This is a genomic window from Paenibacillus salivarius, assembly GCF_051307165.1.
Taxonomy (GTDB): domain Bacteria; phylum Bacillota; class Bacilli; order Paenibacillales; family Paenibacillaceae; genus Fontibacillus.
In genome coordinates, this window is the sequence record NZ_CP195592.1 from 1,299,639 (window position 1) to 1,321,396 (window position 21,758).

The window sequence follows — 21,758 nt, forward strand, 5'->3', positions numbered from 1 at the left end:
GTATGAGCATGAGCATCACCGGGACGGGGAAGGACTTCACTGGCAGGGCGTTGACGATCGCCGGATCGGACAGCGGCGGAGGAGCCGGTATCCAGGCCGACCTCAAGACGTTTCAGGAGCTTGGCGTTTACGGCATGTCGGCGATCACGGCGGTGACCGTGCAGAATACCCTCGGCGTCAGCGGCGTTTATCCGCTGCCGCCCGAGGCGGCGGCCGAGCAAATCGCCGCCGTGGGCGAGGATCTCGGCGTCGACGCGCTCAAGACGGGCATGCTGTTCAGCGCGGACATCATTCGCGCCGTTGCGGCCGAAATCCGGCGCTTCGGCTGGGACCGGGTCGTCGTCGATCCGGTTATGATCGCGAAGGGCGGCGCGGAGCTGCTGCTGCCGGAAGCGGTCCGGGCGCTGAAGGAGGAACTGCTGCCGCTCGCGATGATCGTTACGCCGAACATTCCGGAGGCGGAGGCGCTGTCGGGCATGGCGATCCGGTCGATGGAAGACCGGAAGGAAGCGGCTTGGCGGATCGCGAGCATGGGGCCGAAGCTGGTCGTAATCAAGGGCGGGCACGATCAGGCCAGCCCCGGGGTGGCCGTCGACGTGCTGTACGACGGCTGCGGCTTCACCGAGCTGGCCGGGCGGCGGATCGAAACCCGGCACACGCACGGGACCGGGTGCACGTTTTCCGCCGCATTGACCGCCGGCCTGGCGAAGGGGCTGCCGGCCGCCGAGACGGTGCGGGCGGCCCGGGAATTTATCCAGGCTGCCATCGAGGACAGCCTCGAGCTCGGTCAGGGCCACGGGCCGACCAACCATTGGGCGTACCGCCGCCGCCAGCGCCTTGAGGTGCGGCGATGATGGGCGCCCGGTTAGCGCCCGGGCGCGTGCGCGAGCTGCTGCGGATGTACCTGGTCATCGGCAGCGTGAACTGCGCGGCGGATCCGCTGCGCGTCGCGGAGGAGGCGCTGGCCGGCGGGGCCACGCTGGTCCAGTTCCGCGAGAAGGGCCGCGGAGCGCTCGCGGAAGAAGCCCGGCTGAAGCTGGCGGTTCAGCTGCAGGCGGCTTGCCGCCGCGCGGGGGTTCCCTTCATCATCAACGACGACGTGGACCTGGCCCTGTATATCGGGGCCGACGGCGTCCACATCGGTCAGGATGATGATGAAGCGGGCGCCGTCCGCGCCCGCATCGGGAGCGGCCGACTGCTCGGCGTGTCGGCACACAACGTCCGCGAAGCGCAACTCGCGGTAGAGCACGGCGCGGATTATCTGGGCATCGGCCCGATCTATCCGACCGTGTCCAAGGACGACGCCCATGCCGTGCAGGGCGTCAGTATCCTCCGCGAGCTGCGCGCCCGCTGGCCGGATCTGCCGCTCGTCGGCATCGGCGGCATCACCGCGGCGCGCACGTCCGAAGTCGTGCGCGCCGGAGCCGATGGCGTCGCCGTCATCTCGGCGATCACCGGCGTGCCGCTCGGCGAAACGCAATCGGCGACCCGCGAAATCAAATCCCAGGTAGAGCGAAACTTACGTTATTGACATTAAAAAACAGGATTATTAATATAGAAGTATAAAATTAGCACTCTAAATGTTAGAGTGCTAAAATCATGTTGATTAATGGAAACGGAAAGGAGCCTCCATCACTCATGGCAAAGAAGGAATTCAAAGCCGAATCGAAACGATTGCTGGAAATGATGATCAACTCCATTTACACCCAACGGGAAATTTTCCTCAGAGAGCTGATTTCCAACAGCAGCGACGCCATCGACAAAATTTATTACAAGGCGCTCACCGACGAAAATTTGACGTTCAACAAGGACGATTACTATATCAAGTTGACGGTGGACAAGGACGGCCGCACGCTGACGATTTCCGATACCGGGATCGGCATGACCAAGGAAGAGCTGGAGAACAATCTCGGGATTATCGCCAACAGCGGCTCGTTCGCCTTCAAGAACGAGAACGAGGCGAAAGACGGCCATAACATCATCGGCCAGTTCGGGGTCGGCTTCTACTCCGCCTTCATGGTTGCGGATCATGTGACCGTCGTGAGCCGGGCGTTGGGAAGCGGCGAAGCGTACAAATGGGAATCCACCGGAGCCGACGGCTATACCATCGATCCTGCCGAAAAGGCGAGCGTGGGCACCGATATTATTTTGCATATCAAGCCGAACACCGAGGACGACCAATACGACGAAATTCTGGAAGAGTACCGCCTGAAATCGATCATCAAGAAATATTCCGACTTTATCCGTTACCCGATCAAAATGGATGTCACGTCCCACCGTCCGAAAGAAGGAGCCGAGGGCGAATTCGAAGAGGTCAAGGAAGAGCAGACGCTGAACAGCATGGTGCCGATCTGGCGCAAAAACAAAAGCGAGCTGAAGGACGAAGACTACGAAAACTTCTACATGGAGAAACGGTACGGTTTCGACAAGCCGGTTTCGCATATCCACATCAAAGCGGACGGCGCGGTCGTTTATAACGCGATCCTTTTCATTCCGGAAAGAACGCCGTTCGATTACTATACGAAGGAATATGAAAAAGGGCTTGAGCTTTATTCCAACGGCGTGCTGATCATGGACAAATGCGCCGATTTGCTGCCGGATTATTTCAGCTTCGTGAAAGGGATGGTCGATTCCGAGGATCTGTCGTTGAACATTTCTCGGGAAATGCTGCAGCATGACCGTCAACTCAAGCTGATCGCGAAAAACATCCAAAGCAAAATCAAAAGCCAACTGCAAACCCTGCTCAAGGACGAGCGCGAAAAATACGAGAAATTCTATGAGTCGTTCGGACGCCAGCTGAAATTCGGAGTATATAATGATTACGGCATGAACAAGGACATGCTGCAGGATCTGCTGATGTTCACGTCTTCCAAAGAGAAGAAGCTGGTGACGCTGGACGAATACGTTTCCCGGATGCCGGAGGATCAGAAGTATATTTACTACGCGGCCGGGGAATCGGTGGATCGCCTGGAAAAACTGCCGCAAACCGAGCTCGTGCTCGACAAAGGTTACGAGATCCTGTACTTTACCGACGATATCGACGAATTTGCGATCAAAATGATTTTGAATTACAAGGGCAAAGATTTCAAATCGGTATCGAGCGGCGATCTCGGCATTGAGCCGGAGGCCGATGACCAGAATGAAAGCGGAGAAGAAAACAAAGACCTGTTCGAGGAAATGAACAAGCTGCTCTCCGGCAAGGTGAAATCGGTCAAGGCTTCCAAACGTTTGAAAACCCATCCGGTCTGCCTGTCCGCGGACGGCGAAGTTTCCATCGAAATGGAAAAAGTGCTGAACGCCATGCCGAACGGCCAGGACGTGAAAGCGGACAAGGTGCTGGAAATCAACGTGAACCACGACGTTTTCCGCTCCTTGAAGGAAGCCTTCGAGAAAGATAAGGAGAAGCTAGGCCTGTATACCAGCCTTCTGTACAACCAAGCCTTGCTGATCGAAGGATTGCCGATCGAGGATCCGGTTGAATTTACGAACAATATTTGCAAAGTGATGGCCTAGGCCGCGCAAATCGTTTATATTGGTAATAACCCGTCGCGGGCTTGTCCTTGGCGGGTTATTTTTTTATACATAGTATTTTAGAGAGTTGGAGAGACAGAAGCGATGTGGGCGATTATAGCGGTTTTGGGATTTGTGCTGTTTTTGATCTGTATCCCGGCATTTGTCTATGCTTTGAAAAGAAAGAAAAAAGGCGGGATTGCGGTTTATGCCGTTATGGCGGGGATCAGCTACTGCATTTTACTGTTCGGGGGACTTGAAGCGGTCAGCGAACATCAAGCCGCGAAGGCCGAAGAGGCGAAAAATATAGCGGCTGTCGCTGAGGAGGAACCGGCCGGCGGCATGGCCGGAGAGGTAGCGGGGAAAACCGGGCAGGCGGAATCGGAAGCCGAGCTTTCCGGCGCTGCCAAGCCTGACGAAACAGCGAAGCCATCGGCCGAAAAAAAGGCGGAGCTGGACGCCCGGACGGATGAAGCCGGAACGAACCCGGACGGACCGGACGAAATCATCGGCGACGAAATTCCGGATGAGGAGGAACCTGCCGGGGAACCCCCCTCCTTGCCGGAGCAATTGACCGCTACCGGCGGCATCGGCGATACGCTCTCCGTATTGGAAGACGAGTACGGTTATAACGCGGGGGACGAAAATCATGCTTCTTTTAAAAGGGGCGCGGTAACCGCGGACTTGCATCCCCCCTCAAAACGGGCTTATCAGATCGAATACGGTTATGTCGGCGATGTGGCAGGCGCCCTGTCCGCCATCAGCGATATGATTCCCGCCGATTCGGTGCAGTTGGACATGGGGGTCGGGGAAGACAAGGTGATGATCAGCTATCGCAGCGAGATGCTGTCCCAGGCGATTCAACAAGGCGATTTTGTGGCGTCGTTCAACGTTACGAAAGTCGGCGACAACAAGCTGGCGAGTTACATCAACATAAGCCTTGGAAGTTTTTCGAGCGCCAAGTAGGCATCGAATGGAATGAAGCAACACGTAAAGCCGGTCCGCAATATCTCAGAAATCGGACCGGCTTTTTGTTGCCTTGAAACGAACTAAACCGTAAATCCGGTGGTCATCCACGTGAAACCGCGCTGAAAATACGCTGAATGCCGTTTCGAATTCGTACGGCTAACCGTTCGCCTGCCCAGGCCCGCCTATGGTACACTGGAATTAGAAACCATCAGCAAGGAGAATGAAGAGCATGCCGCTTGAAATTGAACGGAAATTTTTGCTTCCGGAATATCCGAAAGCGTTGATTGAGGAAGGCGCCATTCTCATTCAAAGGGAGCAGGTCATCGATCAGACCTATTTGGCGCTGGACGGCGATCAAGAATTGCGGGTCCGCAAAATCAAGGATCTGGCCACCGGGGAATTGAAGTATACCCACACCTTCAAGCGGGGATTCGGTTTGGCCCGCGAGGAAGTCGAGTATGACATTTCGGCCGGATTATACGAGCAGATGATCCATATCCGCCGGGCGGTGCCGCTGGTCAAAAAACGGACTACGGCAACCTGGAACGACGTACCGATCGAAATCGACGATTACCGCCAGATCAACATGCTGGTGCTGGAAGTGGAGTTCGAATCGGAAGAGGAAGCCCTGAATTTTGAACCGCCGGCATGGTTTGGCCCGGATATCAGTACGGACAAACAATACAGCAACAAAAAGGTTTGGCGGGATCTCCAAAACCAATGGTGAATGCGCGAAACGAAGCCAAAAGAACCTGTGCCCAACAAAATAAGACGTAAGAAAAACCGTTCCCGGCAGGGAGCGGTTTTTTGATGGAAACAAAGACAAAATCGGTGCGGGAATGGGACAAAATCGGTCATGTACAATCTTATCGCTGGAGTATATATTGATATCGATAATCATTATCAATACGTATTCATTAGCGGGAGGTCTAGGAATGAAAAGCATGAAATGGATTATGGCGTTGATCATGGCGCTGACCGTGGCAGGTTGCGGCGCCAATTCGAATAACGCGGGAACGGAAAACAAGGGGAGCGCGGGAAGCAATACCCCGAAGTCCGTTCAGGCAGCGGAAGGCGAGGCAGGCGGAGGAGATAGCGGCTCCGGCCCCAGAACGATAGAGCATGCCTTGGGATCGGTGACGCTGGAGAAGAAGCCGGAGCGGATCGTGGTGTTGTTTAACGGGATGGTGGACATCACGGCCGCCCTTGGCGTCAAACCGGTAGGCGCGGTGGAATCGTGGGAGGAAAAGCCCTGGTATGCGTTTTTGCGGGACAAAATGGAAGGCGTAAAGGATCTGGGTGAGGAAAACCAGCCGAACCTGGAAGCGATCGTGGCGCTGAAGCCGGATTTGATCATCGGAACGAAAACGCGCCATGAGAAAATTTATCCGCAGCTGAAGGACATTGCCCCCACGTTGATCACGGAAGAGATTTTCGACTGGAAGGACAATCTGCAGATCGCCTCCAAAGCGTTGTATATGGATGAGGAGGCGGCGAAGCTGATTGGCGACTGGGATGCGCGGGTCGCCGATTTCAAGGCGAAGGCGGGGGACCGCTTGAAGGATACGGAAGTATCGATCATCCGGTTCGAAAAGGACGGAAGCGCCCGTTTTTATGTCACGGGGTTTGCGGGAACGATCTTCGAGGAACTTGGCATCGGCCGGCCGAAGGCCCAGCAGGTGGAGGGCAAGGCGGTCGTTAATCTGACGTCCAAGGAGCAGATGGCGCAGTTGGACGGGGATTATATTTTCGACATTACCCGAATCAGCCCGGACGATCCCGGCACGGAAAACAGCAAAAACGATTGGACGTCCCATCCATTGTGGAGCACCCTGAACGGCGTGAAAAACGGAAAGCATATCGAGGTCGACGTCATTACCTGGAACTTGAGCGGCGGGGTGCTTGCGGCCAATTCCATGCTCGATGATGTGTACACCTATTTCGATATCAAATAAATCATGCGTGGAGAGAGTGTAACCATGAAGCCGGAGGCGATGCGGGGATGGAGGACGGCGGGCTTGGGGCTGGGGATCGTGGCGCTGCTTGCGGCCATGATGGCGAGCATCATGCTGGGGGCCGCCAACTACAGCTTCGGCACCGCATGGGATTCCGTTTTCCATTATGATGCCAATATCACCGAGCAGATCATCATTCGCACGACCCGGGTGCCAAGAGCCTTGATCGCCGCCGTCATCGGCGCCAGCCTGGCGATATCGGGCGCGTTAATGCAGACGTTGACCCGCAACCCGCTTGCATCGCCTAGCGTGTTGGGCGTTAATGCCGGGGCCGGATTCTTTGTCGTCGGCGCGGCCGTCTTGTTCTCCGTGTCCAGCCTCCCGGTTTTGATGTGGGCGTCTTTCTTGGGCGCGGCGGCGGCCTCGGTTACCGTTTATGTTCTTGGTTCTGCGGGGCGGGAAGGATTGACGCCGCTAAAAATCGTGCTGGCGGGAGCGGCGTTGACCGCGTTGTTTTCTTCGTTTACGCAGGGCATTTTGGCACTGGATAAACAAGGGCTGAGCACCGTGCTCTTCTGGCTTACCGGCACGATCGCGGGCCGCTCTCCCGAAATGCTGGCCATTGTGGCCCCCTATATGATGCTCTGCTGGGCGGCGGCCTGGGCGCTTGGCAAAAGCATGAATGTTCTGCTTATGGGCGAAGACACCGCCAAGGGATTGGGGCAGCGGACCGCCGTTTTGAAAATCGGAATGGGGGCGATCGTGGTCGTTCTGGCCGGCGGATCGGTTTCCATCGCAGGTCCGATCGGTTTCATCGGCATCGTCGTACCGCACGTGGCCAGGCACATTGCCGGAATCGATCATCGTTGGCTGATACCCTATTGCGGATTGCTGGGAGCGATCCTGCTTCTGCTTGCCGACATCGTGGCCCGTTTCATCATGATTCCCGAGGAAATGCCGGTGGGCGTCATGACCGCGGTCATCGGCGCACCGTTCTTTATGTACCTTGCCCGGAGAGGAATTGGCAAATCATGAACAAGAAAAGATGGATTCCGGGGGTCGTGTTGTTTGTCTGTCTCGTCGTCGCTGCGCTGGCCAGCGTGTGCCTGGGGGACACGTTTATCTCCCCGGGAAACGTGCTGCGCAGCTTGACGGGGACCGGCCAGGAAGCGGATGCCATGATCGTGGAAAAGCTGCGGCTGCCGCGGATGCTGATCGCCATGCTGTCCGGGGCTTCCCTGGCGGCGGCCGGGACCCTGCTGCAGGCGGTGGCCCGCAATCCGATGGCATCGCCCGAGATATTGGGGGTTACCGGCGGCGCATCGGCTGCCGCGGTCGCGTTCTTGACCTATGGGGCAGGCGTCATCGGTATTCGCTGGCTGCCGGTATCCGCTTTGGCCGGAGCGGCCGCCGCCACGTTTGTGTTATACGTATTTGCCTGGAAAAAGGGTGTTACCCCGTTTCGTCTGATTCTGATCGGAGTGGGGATGTCGTCCTTAATGTCGGCGGCCACCACGATGATGATCGTCTTTAACCCGAGCAACGATGCGGCGCAGGCATATACCTGGCTGACGGGCTCCGTCTACGGGGCGAACTGGGAGCACGTATTGATGCTGCTGCCGTGGACCGTCCTTTTGCTTCCGTTGTCCATGCTGCTGAGGCGCCATGTCAATATTTCGCAATTCGGCGACGAGATCGCGACCAGCAGCGGAAGCCGGGTGCAGCTTACCCGGTTCCTGCAAATTCTGCTGAGCGTCGCATTGGCCGGTTCGGCCGTATCCGTCGCCGGGGCGGTCGGCTTTGTCGGCTTGCTCGCCCCGCATATGGCCCGCAAAATCGTCGGCGCGGATTTCGGTCGGGTGCTGCCGGTATCCGCGCTGCTCGGAGCCCTGATCGTCATGCTGGCCGATTTGGCGGGCAGGACGCTGTTCCTGCCGCTGGACGTGCCGGCAGGGGTATTTACGGCAGCCATCGGCGCTCCGTTTTTCATCTATTTGCTTTATGCCGGCAGAAATCAATAGGGAGGGAATGGCATGGTTCGAGCAACTGATATCGATGTTACCGAAGGGGGGCAGGGACGAGGTCCCGAAGCTCGGCCCCTGGCTGATTTGATCATGGCTCGCCGCTCGGTCCGGGTATTCAAACCGGATCCGGTGAAGCGCGAAGAGATTATCGAATTGCTGAACGTGGCCGTCTGGGCCCCCAATCACGGGAACCGGCAGCCCTGGCGATTCATCCTGGTCATGGAGGAGGCGAGGACGGCGTTCGCCGATGCCGTTCTTCAAACCTATACCGCCGAAGAGCGGGAAAAGATCGGTGCCCAGAGGCACGCCTATTTGTCCGGTGTTCCGGCCCAGCTGATCGTTCTGCAGCAGGAGGATTCCCGGCCCAAGCAAAGGGAAGAGGATTTCGGTGCCGTTTGCAGCCTGATTCAGAACTTTCAGCTGGCTGCCTGGGAGAGGGGAATCGGGGTGGTATGGAAAACCAATCCTTACATCCATGAGCCGCGTTTTCGTTCGGCTTTGGGCGTCCAGCCGGGAGAAAAGGTGGTAGGCGTCCTGCTGGTGGGCTACGCGGAGGTCGTTCCCCCGGCAAGGCCACGGGAGCCGGCGGAAAGCAAGCTAACCGTCCTGGACCGGCTTCCGCTTTTCAAATGAACTAAAATCCTTTAAAATCATTGATAATCATTATCAATGATTTTTTTTGCCCTGGAGGGTTTTTATATATGTCGTCAATCATCAGGAATGGAATGCCAGGTTCGCCCGCATGGTCTATATGGTTGTATTCATCGATCCATCAAAGAGCCTGTCCGAAGCAGGCCCCGGTCTCCGGCCGGAGCGTCATCATTCCGGCTTACATGCTTTGCCTTGTCACGGAGGGGAGCGGGTGGGCGAACATCAACGGCAGGATCGAAAAAATCGGGCGAGGGGCTTGTTATTTCTTCACGCCAGGCTTGCCGTTGGAGCTCCACTTGGAGTCCGATGTCCTGCAATATCAGCTGATGCTGATCCGGCCCTTGCGGCTTCACAGATCCGGTCAGCGCTGGCAAGCGGATTCCGCGGAAACGGTGGGGCTCCCGGCATCGCCCGGCAGGCTGAATCCGGATCAGGTACGACCCTTTATCGGGGAAATGCACCGGCTATACGAGGATAGCCGCACCCCCGGCGTAAGAAGGGAAGCACTGCAATCGCGGGGCCAAAGCCTGCTTCAAGATTTGCTGAAACTGCAACGGTTCAACGAAAATGCCCCCGCCGTCAGCGGGTTGGAAGAGAGTGTCGGCTATATGCACCGGCATTTTCGGTCCAAGCTGGATCTGGACACTTTGGCGAATATCGCCGGACTTACGCCCAGCTCTTATTCAAGAAGCTTTAAACGCGAGATGGGCCTCTCTCCCGTAGAGTATCTGAATCAAATCCGACTTACGCATGCCAAAAAGCTGCTGTCCCGTGCGAACGTTTCCGTTAAGGAGGCGGCAGGGGAGTCCGGCTTTGGTAACGAATTTTATTTCAGCCGCCTGTTCAAGCGGGAAGTAGGGGTGTCCCCCACGATTTACGTGAAGCGCAAGGAATTGCGCGTCGCCGTAGCCTCCTGTTACCACTACCAAAATAATTTGCGTTCCCTGGGGACCCGTGCGGTTTATGTCATGAACGGGGTCCAATATCCCGATCAGATCGAGGAGTTCACCAGTCAGTGGATCACCCGGCAGATAAGCGAGCTGCGGAGCGAGCAGCCGGATTTGATTATCGCAGATCACCGGCATCGCTACCTTCAGGCCCACCTGAGGGAGATCGCACCCGTCGTTTTCCTGGATTTTACCTTGGATTGGAGGAAAAATCACCGGAAAATCGCCGAACTGGTAGGGCGCGAGAGCGAAGCGGAGCAGAACTGCCGCCGTTTGGAACGGAAAGCGGCTTATGCCCGGCATGAGCTGGCAGGGCTCATCGGCAACGACTCCGTGTCCCTGCTGCGGCTGTACAACCGGAAAATCCGAATCCAGGGCTGCGTTAACCACCCGTTGAACGAGCTGCTGTACGCCGAGCTGGGATTGAAACCCGGAAGCTGCGTGCCTCTGGACGAGCGGAACTTCGAGTACCCGCTTCACAATTTGCCTGTGCTGGAGAGCGACTACTTGTTCATTTATAAACATAAGGTCATGGTGGAGGAGGATCGGGTGTTTGACCGCGTCATGGAAAGCAGCGCCTGGAAAAACAGCCGGGCGGTCCGGAATAACCGGACCCGGGTGATCCCGAACTGGATCGGGATGAGCTGGTCTCCGGTCGGCCGTGAAGAGATTATCGATCATTTGCTGGAAATGTAAGCCTGTAGCTCCATTCCGCTCATGCGATGTAAAGAAACCCGGCGAGGTTCGGATTCGAACCTGCCGGGTTTTGGATGTTGGTGTTCCGTTGTCCGGATTTATTCCAGCGCAAGTCCTCCATGGTGGTCGCGCAGCAAATGCTGGTAGTTGTTTTTCACGAATTCCAGGACTTTGTCGCAAATGATTTTATGGCCGGCCCGGTTTGGATGAATGCCGTCCAAGCAAAGGAATTCCGTATAGTCGGGATGCTCCAGAAAAGCTCCCCGCACATCGATATATTTGGTCTTCGTCATTTCGGATACTTTCAGGATGGTGGAGTTGTAACGTTCCTGCCACCAATAAATTTTCGTGACGCTGCCGAGCCATTTCAGGATATTTTTCTCCGCTTCCGGATTGTTTTTGCTGACCCATTTAAAATAGTTGTCTGCATTTAATGGCGGCAGACTCATTAGGATCGGCGTGATTTGCTGGCTTTTCAAAAAATGGATCGCTTCGGTCAGCATCTTTTCAAACATATTGAAATCCGTTTTTGGGCTGTGTTCTCCATCGGGATTATCGGCAATTTCATTCCAGTTGAAATCGCAGTCGTTCCCGCCGTATTCGATCAGCACGATGTTGGGTTTGTCTTTAAGCACGTCCTTTTTCAAACTGGACATTCCTTTGATCAACGTATTGCCGAACCGGGCCGTATTTCGAACCGCTCCCTTCAGTTTATCCTGCAGGAGCGAAACATAATTGTCCTCAAGAAGCACGTACTTATTTCTTACTTCGTCAAGAATGACTCCTTTGGAAATCGAGTCCCCCGAGATCATGTATTTGGCTGTCTCATTCGATAATTCTTGATTTTCCCAGCTCATTTGGATCACCTCATTCCGTTAGGCTATCGCATACTTTCATTGTAGTTTAGTTGAAGGCAGAAACGCAAGCGCACCATGCCGTCGGGAGATTCTTTGGTGGCGGTTGAATGGACGCATCTCAAAACGGAAATAATCCGATAAAAAAGCCCAAATGGTGCTATATAAGAATAATACCCCGGTATTTCGTCTTTTGAATAAAATAAATGTTCATTTTGCGTAAAAATTCCGGATGATTTTGGTTTTACCTTTCCCCATTTACCCATGATTGTCCGTTCAAAATTAAGAAGTTTGACGCATTTTATGACATCATATGGACACGGAGTGTCACCTAATGAGAGAATACTATATAGCAAATTTTAGATAAGAGGGGGATGTTCAGTGATTCGATTCGGAGTGATCGGAACGAACTGGATTACGGATCGCTTTATTCATGCGGCGGAGGAGACGGAGCAGTTTTCGCTTGAAGCCGTTTACTCGCGTTCGGAAGAGAAGGGAAAGGATTTCGCCGCCAAGTACGGCAGCAACCCCGAGGTGTTTACCGATCTTGAGGCCATGGTGTCCAGCGGACGCATCGATGCCGTTTATATTGCAAGTCCGAATTCTTATCATGCGGAGCAGGCTATTTTGTGCATGAATCACGGCAAGCATGTGCTGTGCGAAAAACCGCTGGCTTCCAATGCGGCGGAAACGAAGCGGATGATCCAGGCGGCCCGCGACAATGACGTGCTCTTAATGGAAGCGATGAAGTCCACGCTGATGCCCAATTTCAGGGTTATTGCCAACAATTTATATAAAATCGGACGGGTACGCCGTTATTTCTCGAGCTACTGCCAATATTCCTCGCGCTATGACGCGTTCAAACAGGGAACCGTGCTGAACGCTTTTAATCCGGAATTCTCGAACGGCTCCTTGATGGACCTGGGGATTTATTGCATCTATCCGATGGTGACGCTGTTCGGCAAGCCGGACTCGGTTCAGGCGAGCAGCATCATGCTGTCTTCCGGCGTGGATGGAGAGGGGAGCATCCTGATGCGCTACAGCGACATGGATGCGATCGTCATGTATTCCAAAATTACGGATTCCTATGCGCCAACGGAAATTCAAGGCGAGAACGGTACATTGGTGATCGATAAGGTGAACCAGCCTTATGAAGTGAAAATCGTGTATCGCGACGGCACGGTCGAGGACCTCCGCCAGCCGCAAATGCAAGAATCGATGTTCTATGAGGCCCGGGAGTTCATCGAGCTCATTCAGGCGGGCAAGCGTGAGAGTAGCGTCAATACGCTGGCGAATTCGCTCGTCGTTGCGGAAATTATGGAAGAAGCCCGCCGTCAAATCGGGCTGAAATATCCGGCTGATGAAGCTTAAAAAAAGAAAAGGGATGCCTGCGAGAAATCAAAGGCATCCCTTTTTTACTGTTTATTGATAAGTGACAACGAGCGCATTGCTGATTTTCCGGCCGGGGGTCGTAAGATATTTCCCTTTGTAGTACAGGCCGCTGGAAGCGCCGCCGTCCAGGTTCATCGCCTGGTAGGCTCCCGCCTGCTTCATGATTTCCGCCAGCTGCGGAATCGTGGCTCCGCCGGTCGTCAGCAGGATCAGCTTATGGTCACGGGTCAGCCCCAATGCGCTTCTTGCGCCGCCGCCCGTCAAAATTTTCGGATCCTTGAATCCTTCGCCCTTGACGTCGATGGCGACTTTGCCGTCCACGACCAGCCGGGGGCCGGCCTGAAGCGCGCCTTCCATCGTTCCCAGATTAAAGCGGTCGTTAAATTCGCCGCCCGGAATCAGCTCGGCCAACAAATTTTTGTCATACGTAAAAATAGTGCGTTGGTCGCCGGAAGCCTTTTTCTTTAACTCGCCTCCGTCAACGATATATCCGTAAGGTGCTTTATAGCTATCCTTGGTATATGCGTCAAAAAACGTGCCGTTGATGGCCACGACCGCCTTGCTGCGCTTGGCGATGCTGCTTAGATCCTCGACTTTTCCGACGGTATTGCCCGCCAACACGACATCGAGGTCCATTCCCGGATGCATCAGGTTCACGGTAACCATTTGCACGGAAAAGGATTTGCCGCCCACCTTGAAGGTTTTACGGGCGCTGCTCACCGGCTCGGTGCCATCGGCAAAGGCTCCGCGCGTCGCTGCCGGCAGGATTACGCTTAGGTCTCCGCGGCTGATCCGGAGCGTTGCCGGATTTTTGCCCCATTCCAGTTCGTATCCAAGCGATTGGCTAATGAATTGGAGGGGCACATAGGTAGATCCGTTCTCCTGGAACGGGGCATCCGTCAATGTGACGGGAGAGCCGTCGACGAGAGCGCTCATGCTTCCGACGTGAAGGGTGAGCTGTTTGTCTCCATCGGTGATGACGATTTGCTTATCGTCGGCGTTCCATTCGACCTGAGCCCCCCCGAAACCTTTCAGGAACCGGATCGGCACGAAAGAGCGGTTGGTTTTGGCGTCGATCAGGATCGACGATTTTGCCGCCGCTGCCGCCGAAGTTGCGGATACCGGGGACGGGGTTGCCAGGTTCGAAGGAACGAGGCAGAGAAATGCGAGAAATGCCAGGATGACTGTCTTTTTCATTTCTGAGATGTACTCCTTTACTGATGTATGTATGGGTATCTACATAATATCGGTTGAAGTACCTCTTTTGTTTAAAATATGAAATCCTCGTCGGTCAGCCGGTCCACGTGCATCGCCCGATGGTAGGAGTTCCCCTTGAGGCTGAAAAAGTCATGGTTTTTCGATTCCGTCTTCAGACCGTTCTCGACGATCGGATTGATCTTCTCGTCCGGGAAATACGGCTCCAGCCCGAGGTTCATCAACGCTTTGTTCGCGTTGTAGCGCACGAATTTCAACACCTCGTCCTGGAGACCCAGCGGCGAATAGATTTCCTGCGTATATAGACGCTCAATTTCCGCCAGCTCATGAAACAGTTCATACATCTCGGCTTCCGCCTCGGCATGCTCCGCCTCGCTGAGCGATGCCCGCACCTCTTGGGCAAGCAGACCGACGAATACGCCGTGGATGCTCTCGTCGCGCAAAATCATGTTGATGATCTCGCCGCTGGCAGTCATTTTTCCCTGGCCGGCAAGATAGAGCGGATAGAAGAAGCCGCTATAGAACAGGAACGACTCCAGGAATACGCTGGCCGTCATGGCCAGGTACAGTTCCTTGGCGGTCGCTTGCGGCTTAAAGAGCTTGAGATAGCGCCCGGTGATCAATTCGGCCTTGCGGGTCAGCAGCGGATGGCTGTCGACCCATGCGAACAACTCGTCGATTTCGGTGCCGGTGCAGAGCGTCGTGAAAATATGGCTATAGGACTTCGCATGAATCTCCTCCATGGCCCCCATAAACGCCAATACGGACTTCGCCTGCAGGTTGGTCGTGTGCAGCAGGATCAGCGGCATGCCTTCGCCGCCTTGCTTCGTATCGAGCAGGGTGAGTCCGCCGAGCACCTTCTTGTAGATGTCTTTTTCCTGCCCGGTCAGCATGTCCCATACATTCTTGTCCGTAGAAACGGGGAATTCTTCCTCCGTCCAGAACTGCTGTATATTTTGATTCCAAAACATTTTGGAAAAATCGTCTTCGGGTTTGTTCCAGTTTACTGCGCGCATCGCGGCGTTCTCCTCCTTTGATGGACTGCGTACTCATTCATCTGCCGTGTTATCCGGATATGCCCCGCATCAAATCGCGCAGGCGACGCACTCCTCGATGCCGACTTTTCTGGTACGGGTGTAATAAAGACTTTTCAGGCCCTTTTTATTGGCATAGATATAATATCGGGCCAACTCCCGGGTCGACACGTCGCTGTTGACGAACAGAACCGTCGAAATCCCCTGATCGACATGCGGCTGGATCGCCGCGATCATATCGATCAGCTTGAACATGTCCATGTTGTAGGCCGATTTATACAGCAGCACATTTTCCCGTGACAGATACGGTGCCGGATAGTAGGTTGTCGAGTTGCCGTACGTCCGGGTTTCGATCTGATCCACGATCGGCATGACGGAAGAAGTCGCGTTTTGGATATACGATATCGAGGCCGTAGGAGCGCATGCCAAACGATAAGCGTGGTACAGCCCGTGCTTGATCACCTGCTGCTTAAGGGCCGCCCAAGCTGCGGGTCCCGGAATCTCCAGACCTTCAAACAGCTTTTTCGCTTTTGCGGTCTTCGGCGAGTAGTCGGTTTCGAGATAGCGGTCGAAGTACGTGCCGTTCGCGTAGTCGGAAGCTTCGAAGCCCATGAAGGTCACGCCGCGTTCCTTGGCGATCATCATCGAGCGCTCCAGGCTGTAGAAATTCATCATCATGAAGAACGTTTCCGCAAAATCCCTGGCTTCCTCGCTCTCGTAAGGAATCCCGTTTTTCGCCAGATAGCCGTGCAGGTTCATGACGCCGAGACCGACGGAATGAAGCTCCGAATTTGCTTTTCTTACGCCTGGCGCATTATCGATGTTCATCATGTCGGACACCGCGGTGAGCATGTCCATGCCCGTATGGACGGACTCGCGAAGCTTGCGGTGTTCCATGACGTTCACGATGTTCAGGGAACCCAAGTTGCAGCTGATATCGCGGCGGATTTCATCCGGCTGATCGTAATCGTTGATCGTGGACGTTTCCTGCAATTGAAAAATTTCCGTGCACAGGTTGGACATTTTGATATTGCCGATGGCTTTCAGCGCATGCTGACGGTTCGCGTTCGAGCGGTAAATGATGTAGGGATATCCGCTCTCCAGCTGAATAATCGCGATTTTCGTCAACATGTCGCGGGCGCTCATGACTTTCGTTTTGCGCACTGCGGGGTTGGCGAGCAGTTCCTCATACATCGTATCGATATCGAGATCATCGAGATGTTGCCCGTATGCCTTATAGACGGAGTAAGGGGCAAACGCGTACAGATCCTCATTGCGCTCCGCGAGATCGAAAAATTTGTTCGGGCAAATGAGTCCGATGGACAGCGATTGCAGACGGGATTTTTCATCGGCATTGATCTTTTTGCTATCGAGCAGCTCATTGGCATCCCAGTGGAAAATATTGATATACACGGCACCCGCGCCTTTTCGCTGACCCAATTGATTCACGTAAGAGAACGTATCCTCAAGAATCTTCGCCACGGGCATGATGCCGCTGGAGGCGTTCGCAATGCCTTTGATTTCTTCGTTTCTCGCGCGGAGCTTGCTCAAATTCAAGGCGATGCCTCCGCCAAGCTTGGACAATTGCATCGAGGTCGAGATGTTGTAGTTGATGCTGTTCAGCGAGTCGTCAAGCTCGAGCAGGTAACAAGATACCATTTCTCCGCGGCGGGCTTTTCCGGCATTCAAAAAAGTAGGCGTCGCAGGCTGGTAACGCTGTTCGATCATGGCGACGGCGTACTCCTTCGCCTTTTCGAAATCCCCTCGTCCGAGGAAGAGGGCAACGATCACGATCCGGTCCCGGTACGTCTCCAAATATCGGGTTTTGTCATTGGTTTTCAGCGCGTAATCCCGATAAAATTTGGAAATGGCCATATAGGATTTAAAATCGAAGGGGATGCCCTCAACCCGTTCGCTGATTTCCTTGACTTGCTCCATGGTGTATTCCGCGAGCACATCATAGTAATAGTTGTGATCGATCAGATACCGAATCCGTTCCTCCACGCCGGAAAAAGCCATCAGCTGCTGCTCCACTTCTTCCTTAAACGCCTGCACGGCCTGCAGGTCCTTCTCCAGATCGAAGAATCCGTCCTCTCTCCGGGACATGATCTCATTGTTTAACTCGATATGCTTCAAGTGAATTCATCCTCTCTTGGAAGTTGGCGACGTCGGTAGGGGTGCCGCTGAGCTCAAATTTATATAGGACGGGCACATTATACTGGGAGGCGATCCGGTCCGCGCTAACAGCGAAGCATTGGCCCCAATTGCGGTTGCCGGAAGCGGCCACGGCCTGCAATTGCCCGTGATTTCTGGCGAGGAATTTCTGTACCTTCTCCGGAACCTGACCGAAGCCTGTCGTGTAAGTAATCAACACATAAGGCGTATCGAGGCTCATTTCCTCGTCAATTTGAATGCATTCGGCATCCGCATCCAGCTTTTGAATGAATCGTTTGACGTTACCGGTTTTCGAATCGTATGCAATGACCATCGTTTCACACCCTCAGCCGAAATTCTGTTTTTCTCCATAAAAAAAGGTATTTTTATCTCCCGGTAAACGGGCAGCAAAAATACCTCAGCTTATTCAATAACCTGATGTAAGACACTGCCTATTTCCCGTAGGCGATATTCGTGCGAAAGAAACAGGCAGGTCTCCTGGCTTCAGACTCATCATCCTCTCCAACCTTCCCGAACAAGGAGCCGTTCAGTGGTTATTATCGGAGAGCACTCTTCTGTTACAGTGGCGGGACCGCGACGGAATTGCACCGAACTTCCCTTTTAAACCTTGTCTATGAACAAAGTACCTGTTTCCACAATATGTAGTTGTCGTATTGCGACTATATCCCAATATATAGTGAGGTGTCAAGCTGCTTAACAGAATGATCACATAAAAATACTACAAAAAATCCGCCTCATAGGCTCTCTTTCGACCCTTGAGGCGGCTTCGTTTAAGGGCGTTCCGGCTCTTTAAAAACCGATTACGCTTTGATATACATTTTGTCGTAATATTCTTCCAGCATCCGCTTGGTCGCGAACGCTTCGCGCGTCGTCTCGATGCTCTTGCGCATCATTTCCACCCATTTGTCGCGGTTGTCGTAATACGTTGGCAGCACCCGGTTCAGCAGGGTATCGTACAGGGCTTCGCTGTCATGGCGGTCAAGGACTTCAAAATCGGTCGTCTCGAAGCCGCCGCCGATTTGCCAGCCGTTCTCGCCGTCGATGCACGCCTCCGGCCACCAGCCGTCCAGGATCGAGCAGTTGAGTACGCCGTTCATCGCCGCTTTCATCCCGGAAGTGCCGCTCGCTTCAAGCGGCCTGCGCGGATTGTTCAGCCAAATGTCCGAACCGCGGGTCAGCATGGCGCCGATCGTCATATCGTAGTTTTCCAGGAATACGACGCTCTTCGGATATCTCTTCATCATGGCGACCAAATTGCTCACGATCCGTTTGCCGGTATCGTCCAGCGGATGCGCCTTGCCGGAGAAAACAATCTGGATTTTGCCCGATTTCAGGTAAGGCTCGATGACCTCCGGTTTGGAAAAAATAAGGTCGCTTCGTTTGTAAGGAGCCGCCCGGCGGGAAAATCCGATCAGCAAATGGTCCTCGTTCAGCCGGACCCCAGACCGGTCTTCGATAAAATCGATCAGTTCACGCTTGATTTCCATGTGGGTCTCCCACAGATCGCCGTCGTTCTCATAGGCGCGGGTGATCCGTTCATCCACCCAGGTCGGCTTATGAATGGCGTTGGTTATCCCGATGATTTCGGAGCGGCCGGAGACTTCCTTCCACATTTTGTTGGACGTATCCGCATGCAGCGCAGCTACGCCGTTGGAGATGCGCGACAGGCGCAGGCCCGCTACCGTCATATTGAACGGGTTGCCGCCGATCCGCTCCATTTGTTCGCGGGTCAATCCGTTAAATGCGGTCATATAATCCAGCCGGTCCAACGGATGGGTTTCGTTGCCTTCTTTGATCGGGGTATGCGTCGTAAACACGACTTCCTCGCGCGTTGCTTTCCAGGCTTCCTCGAATGTTTTGCCGGCGCACATTTTTTCGCGGATCAATTCCGTCGCGGCAAGCGCGGCATGTCCTTCGTTGAAATGGTAGACGTCGATCGGAATTTGCAGCGCGCGCATCGCTTTGACGCCGCCGATCCCGAGCACGATTTCCTGGGCGATCCGTTCTTCGCCGAACCATCCGTACAGCTGGCCGGTGATCCAGGCATCCCCGTTTTCCGGAATGTCCGTATCGAGCAGATAAAGCGGATTGTTACCGAACTTTTCCGTCTTCCACACTTTGCATACGACATCGGTATTGCGGATTTTCACGGTTACTTTGACCCCGGTATCCTCGAGAAAATCGTAAACATAGTTGTAATACGAATCGTACGGTTTTCCGTTTTCGTCGATCCGCTGATCCGTATAGCCTTGCTTCCATTTGATCCCGATGGCGACGATCGGCGCGCCGATATCCTTGGCGCCCTTGATATAATCTCCCGCCAGAATTCCCAAACCACCGGCATACATTTTAAAATCGGAATGCAGTCCGTACTCCATGCTGAAATAAGCTACAGTAGGCAATTTTTTCTCGTTCATTCGGTAAGCCTCCTCATCATTTTCCATGGATACATCGGCATTGTCTTTTTTCAGAGCGAAGCATAGGCTGTAAGTGCAAACGTTTGAACATCGGAAAAGGACGCGCCAATGTGAAAGCGATTTCGAGTCATATTTTAACATATTATATGGGGAAGGGAAGCCCTTGGTACGAAAAAAAACCATAATTTTGAAAAATGCGTGAACAAACGTTTGCGCGACCTTCGGTTTTATGATTATTCTAGAGGGAAGTCGTCATTAAGACGCTCTTCGTCGGCGATCGCCTGGATGTCTTCAGGACCGATTTGAAAGTAACCGTACCCTTCCTCGGCTTGTTTTTTCAGAGCGCGCTGCCTGATATACTTCGGGCTGGCTTCGCCGCTGTCCTCATCATATACGAGCAGGATGCCATCCGTTTTGCGAAGCAAAAGCTCATCCCTTGCTTGAAACTGCCATCTGCCCTGATAACCCTCCTTGCTGACGGACCCGTAGTAATCGATGCGCCCGATCAGATCCCGGTAATAATTTTGCTTTTCTTCGTTCCACTGCTCCTCGGGATGGCTGAACGCGGTGATGATCGAGCACTTCAGCCAGGGATAGGTTTCCTTCAGTCCAAGAGCCGCTTCGCAAGCCCATAGGTCGACTCCGTATTGGCCTGGCGTGATGACCCATTCCAGTCCTTCCTCGATGAAAGAAATGAGCCTGGCCGCGATAGCCTGACGAATATAAGGAATGCCTTGATGCTTATTGTTGTATATGCCAAGTTCGTGCGCACGGTAACCGGTAACGAGCAAATTTTTCAAAAGAGGTCTTCCTTTCGGCTTGGTCATTTCTACAATTATATCTCGGAACAACATGAATTGTAGAATCGCAAAAACGCAATAGGTCTATCATACCAAAATTTTAGACCCCCAAATGTTTCCTAATTAAGACCTTACTCCCTGTTAACCTAGGGATGACTTTGGGTAATATCAATGGGACTACATATTTAGGAGGATATTCTTTTGAAGAAATGGACAGCAGCCCTATTGGGGGCAATCCTGGTACTAGGCATGACGGCATGCAGCAGTGACAAGGAAGCAAGCGGGGGAGCAAACAGCAATACCGGAAAAGAAGCGGTAATCCAAACCGCGAACGCAGAGGGGAATAAGTCGTCCGAAACGGTTCCTAGCGTCGATGAATTCATCACGAAAGTGTCGGAAGCCAGCGGCAAGATTAAAAGCTTCTCGATGGGGCTGGATACGACCCAAAATATCGTGGTAACCATGGACGGACAAACACAGGAACAGAAATCCGTAATTAAAGGGACTAGCGATTATGTGAAAGAACCGCTGGCCATGTATCAAAATATTGAAATGGATTTGGGCGAGCTCGGAAAGCAAAACGTTGAGCAGTACATTACCAAGGATGGCATCTATTCGAAACAAAACGATACATGGATGAAGCTGCCTAACGAAATGCATGACCAGCTTATGCAAACAGCAGAGCAATCGGCGAGTCCGGAAGCGCAGCTGGAGCAATTCAAGTCGATCGCCAGCGAAGCCAAAATCACTCAGGAAGGCGACGAATACCTGATGACGGCCGATCTCTCCGGCGACGGCGTGAAGGACCTGGCAAAGTCGCTGATGAGCCAGTCCGGCGGCCAAAACGAGCAGTCTGCGGCTATGCTTGACCAGATGGACCTGAAAAACATCAAAATTTCCTATTCGGTAAACAAGGATACGTTCCTGCCGAACAAAACCGATGTTCAAATGGTGATGGATATGGAAGTGGAAGGACAAAAGGTTTCCCTGGACATGAAAATGAGCAGCACGTTCTCGAAATACGATGAAATCACTTCGATCGAGGTGCCGCAAGAAGCCATCGACAACGCTCAATCGGTACAATAATATCGTCACATCCTATGGCTGAACCCCGGCGAC

At 53.8% G+C, this 21,758-nt stretch carries 19 protein-coding genes and 1 riboswitch; of the genes, 12 read left to right on the top strand and 7 right to left on the bottom strand.

Going from position 1 to position 21,758, the window contains the following annotated elements:
* Window positions 1-2: 2 nt before the first annotated feature.
* The 10 genes from thiD (at window position 3) to ACSFXJ_RS05770 (ending at window position 10,752) form a co-directional block, all read left to right on the top strand.
* Window positions 3-854, top strand: coding sequence for a bifunctional hydroxymethylpyrimidine kinase/phosphomethylpyrimidine kinase (thiD, locus tag ACSFXJ_RS05725; protein WP_435924247.1), 852 nt, complete (start codon window positions 3-5; stop codon window positions 852-854).
* On the top strand, window positions 854-1,531 hold the full coding sequence (gene thiE / locus ACSFXJ_RS05730) for a thiamine phosphate synthase (RefSeq protein WP_435925682.1): 678 nt from the start codon (window positions 854-856) through the stop codon (window positions 1,529-1,531). The genes thiD and thiE overlap by 1 nt, the downstream gene beginning before the upstream one ends.
* 107 nt (window positions 1,532-1,638) lie before the next feature.
* On the top strand, window positions 1,639-3,513 hold the full coding sequence (gene htpG / locus ACSFXJ_RS05735; RefSeq protein WP_435924248.1) for a molecular chaperone HtpG: 1,875 nt from the start codon (window positions 1,639-1,641) through the stop codon (window positions 3,511-3,513).
* Between the two features lie 102 nt (window positions 3,514-3,615).
* A complete protein-coding gene (locus ACSFXJ_RS05740) occupies window positions 3,616-4,476 on the top strand; it encodes a hypothetical protein (protein ID WP_435924249.1) in 861 nt (286 codons plus the stop codon).
* Window positions 4,477-4,708: 232 nt separating this feature from the next.
* Window positions 4,709-5,206, top strand: coding sequence for a CYTH domain-containing protein (locus ACSFXJ_RS05745; RefSeq protein ID WP_435924250.1), 498 nt, complete (start codon window positions 4,709-4,711; stop codon window positions 5,204-5,206).
* A 208-nt stretch (window positions 5,207-5,414) separates the two neighbouring features.
* Window positions 5,415-6,434 (top strand): ABC transporter substrate-binding protein, encoded by a 1,020-nt coding sequence (locus tag ACSFXJ_RS05750; protein WP_435924251.1) that lies wholly within the window; start codon window positions 5,415-5,417, stop codon window positions 6,432-6,434.
* Between the two features lie 24 nt (window positions 6,435-6,458).
* Window positions 6,459-7,469 carry a FecCD family ABC transporter permease gene (locus ACSFXJ_RS05755; RefSeq protein ID WP_435924252.1) on the top strand — a complete coding sequence of 337 codons (1,011 nt, stop codon included), beginning with the start codon at window positions 6,459-6,461 and terminating at the stop codon, window positions 7,467-7,469.
* On the top strand, window positions 7,466-8,455 hold the full coding sequence (locus ACSFXJ_RS05760) for a FecCD family ABC transporter permease (protein WP_435924253.1): 990 nt from the start codon (window positions 7,466-7,468) through the stop codon (window positions 8,453-8,455). The genes ACSFXJ_RS05755 and ACSFXJ_RS05760 overlap by 4 nt, the downstream gene beginning before the upstream one ends.
* 12 nt (window positions 8,456-8,467) lie before the next feature.
* Window positions 8,468-9,091 carry a nitroreductase family protein gene (locus ACSFXJ_RS05765; RefSeq protein ID WP_435924254.1) on the top strand — a complete coding sequence of 208 codons (624 nt, stop codon included), beginning with the start codon at window positions 8,468-8,470 and terminating at the stop codon, window positions 9,089-9,091.
* 68 nt (window positions 9,092-9,159) lie between these two features.
* On the top strand, window positions 9,160-10,752 hold the full coding sequence (locus ACSFXJ_RS05770; RefSeq protein WP_435924255.1) for an AraC family transcriptional regulator: 1,593 nt from the start codon (window positions 9,160-9,162) through the stop codon (window positions 10,750-10,752).
* A 98-nt stretch (window positions 10,753-10,850) separates the two neighbouring features.
* Here the strand turns inward: ACSFXJ_RS05770 and ACSFXJ_RS05775 are convergent, their stop codons facing one another.
* Window positions 10,851-11,609 (bottom strand): SGNH/GDSL hydrolase family protein, encoded by a 759-nt coding sequence (locus ACSFXJ_RS05775; protein WP_435924256.1) that lies wholly within the window; start codon window positions 11,607-11,609, stop codon window positions 10,851-10,853.
* A 381-nt stretch (window positions 11,610-11,990) separates the two neighbouring features.
* Between ACSFXJ_RS05775 and ACSFXJ_RS05780 the strand changes: the two genes are divergently transcribed.
* Window positions 11,991-12,977 (top strand): Gfo/Idh/MocA family protein, encoded by a 987-nt coding sequence (locus ACSFXJ_RS05780; protein WP_435925683.1) that lies wholly within the window; start codon window positions 11,991-11,993, stop codon window positions 12,975-12,977.
* 51 nt (window positions 12,978-13,028) lie between these two features.
* Here the strand turns inward: ACSFXJ_RS05780 and ACSFXJ_RS05785 are convergent, their stop codons facing one another.
* The 6 genes from ACSFXJ_RS05785 to ACSFXJ_RS05810 all read right to left on the bottom strand — a co-directional run bounded on the left by ACSFXJ_RS05785 (window position 13,029) and on the right by ACSFXJ_RS05810 (window position 20,639).
* Entirely contained in the window at window positions 13,029-14,195 is a 1,167-nt protein-coding gene (locus ACSFXJ_RS05785; protein ID WP_435924257.1) for a phosphodiester glycosidase family protein, read from the bottom strand.
* 71 nt (window positions 14,196-14,266) lie between these two features.
* The gene (gene nrdF, locus ACSFXJ_RS05790) at window positions 14,267-15,229 is read right to left on the bottom strand and encodes a class 1b ribonucleoside-diphosphate reductase subunit beta (protein ID WP_435924258.1); all 963 of its coding nucleotides are present in this window, start codon (window positions 15,227-15,229) and stop codon (window positions 14,267-14,269) included.
* A gap of 69 nt (window positions 15,230-15,298) precedes the next feature.
* The gene (gene nrdE, locus ACSFXJ_RS05795) at window positions 15,299-17,383 is read right to left on the bottom strand and encodes a class 1b ribonucleoside-diphosphate reductase subunit alpha (protein WP_435924259.1); all 2,085 of its coding nucleotides are present in this window, start codon (window positions 17,381-17,383) and stop codon (window positions 15,299-15,301) included.
* Entirely contained in the window at window positions 17,358-17,735 is a 378-nt protein-coding gene (nrdI, locus tag ACSFXJ_RS05800) for a class Ib ribonucleoside-diphosphate reductase assembly flavoprotein NrdI (protein WP_435924260.1), read from the bottom strand. The genes nrdE and nrdI overlap by 26 nt, the downstream gene beginning before the upstream one ends.
* A gap of 137 nt (window positions 17,736-17,872) precedes the next feature.
* A riboswitch (cobalamin riboswitch) is annotated at window positions 17,873-18,067 on the bottom strand.
* 155 nt (window positions 18,068-18,222) lie between these two features.
* Window positions 18,223-19,839: an alpha-glucan family phosphorylase gene (gene glgP / locus ACSFXJ_RS05805; RefSeq protein WP_435924261.1), complete on the bottom strand. Its 1,617-nt coding sequence runs from the start codon at window positions 19,837-19,839 to the stop codon at window positions 18,223-18,225.
* Between the two features lie 233 nt (window positions 19,840-20,072).
* Complete coding sequence (locus ACSFXJ_RS05810) at window positions 20,073-20,639, bottom strand: DUF1273 domain-containing protein (RefSeq protein ID WP_435924262.1); 567 nt, start codon at window positions 20,637-20,639, stop codon at window positions 20,073-20,075.
* 201 nt (window positions 20,640-20,840) lie between these two features.
* On the opposite strand from ACSFXJ_RS05810, the gene ACSFXJ_RS05815 reads away from it, so the two are divergent.
* On the top strand, window positions 20,841-21,725 hold the full coding sequence (locus ACSFXJ_RS05815; protein ID WP_435924263.1) for a DUF6612 family protein: 885 nt from the start codon (window positions 20,841-20,843) through the stop codon (window positions 21,723-21,725).
* Window positions 21,726-21,758: the final 33 nt, after the last annotated feature.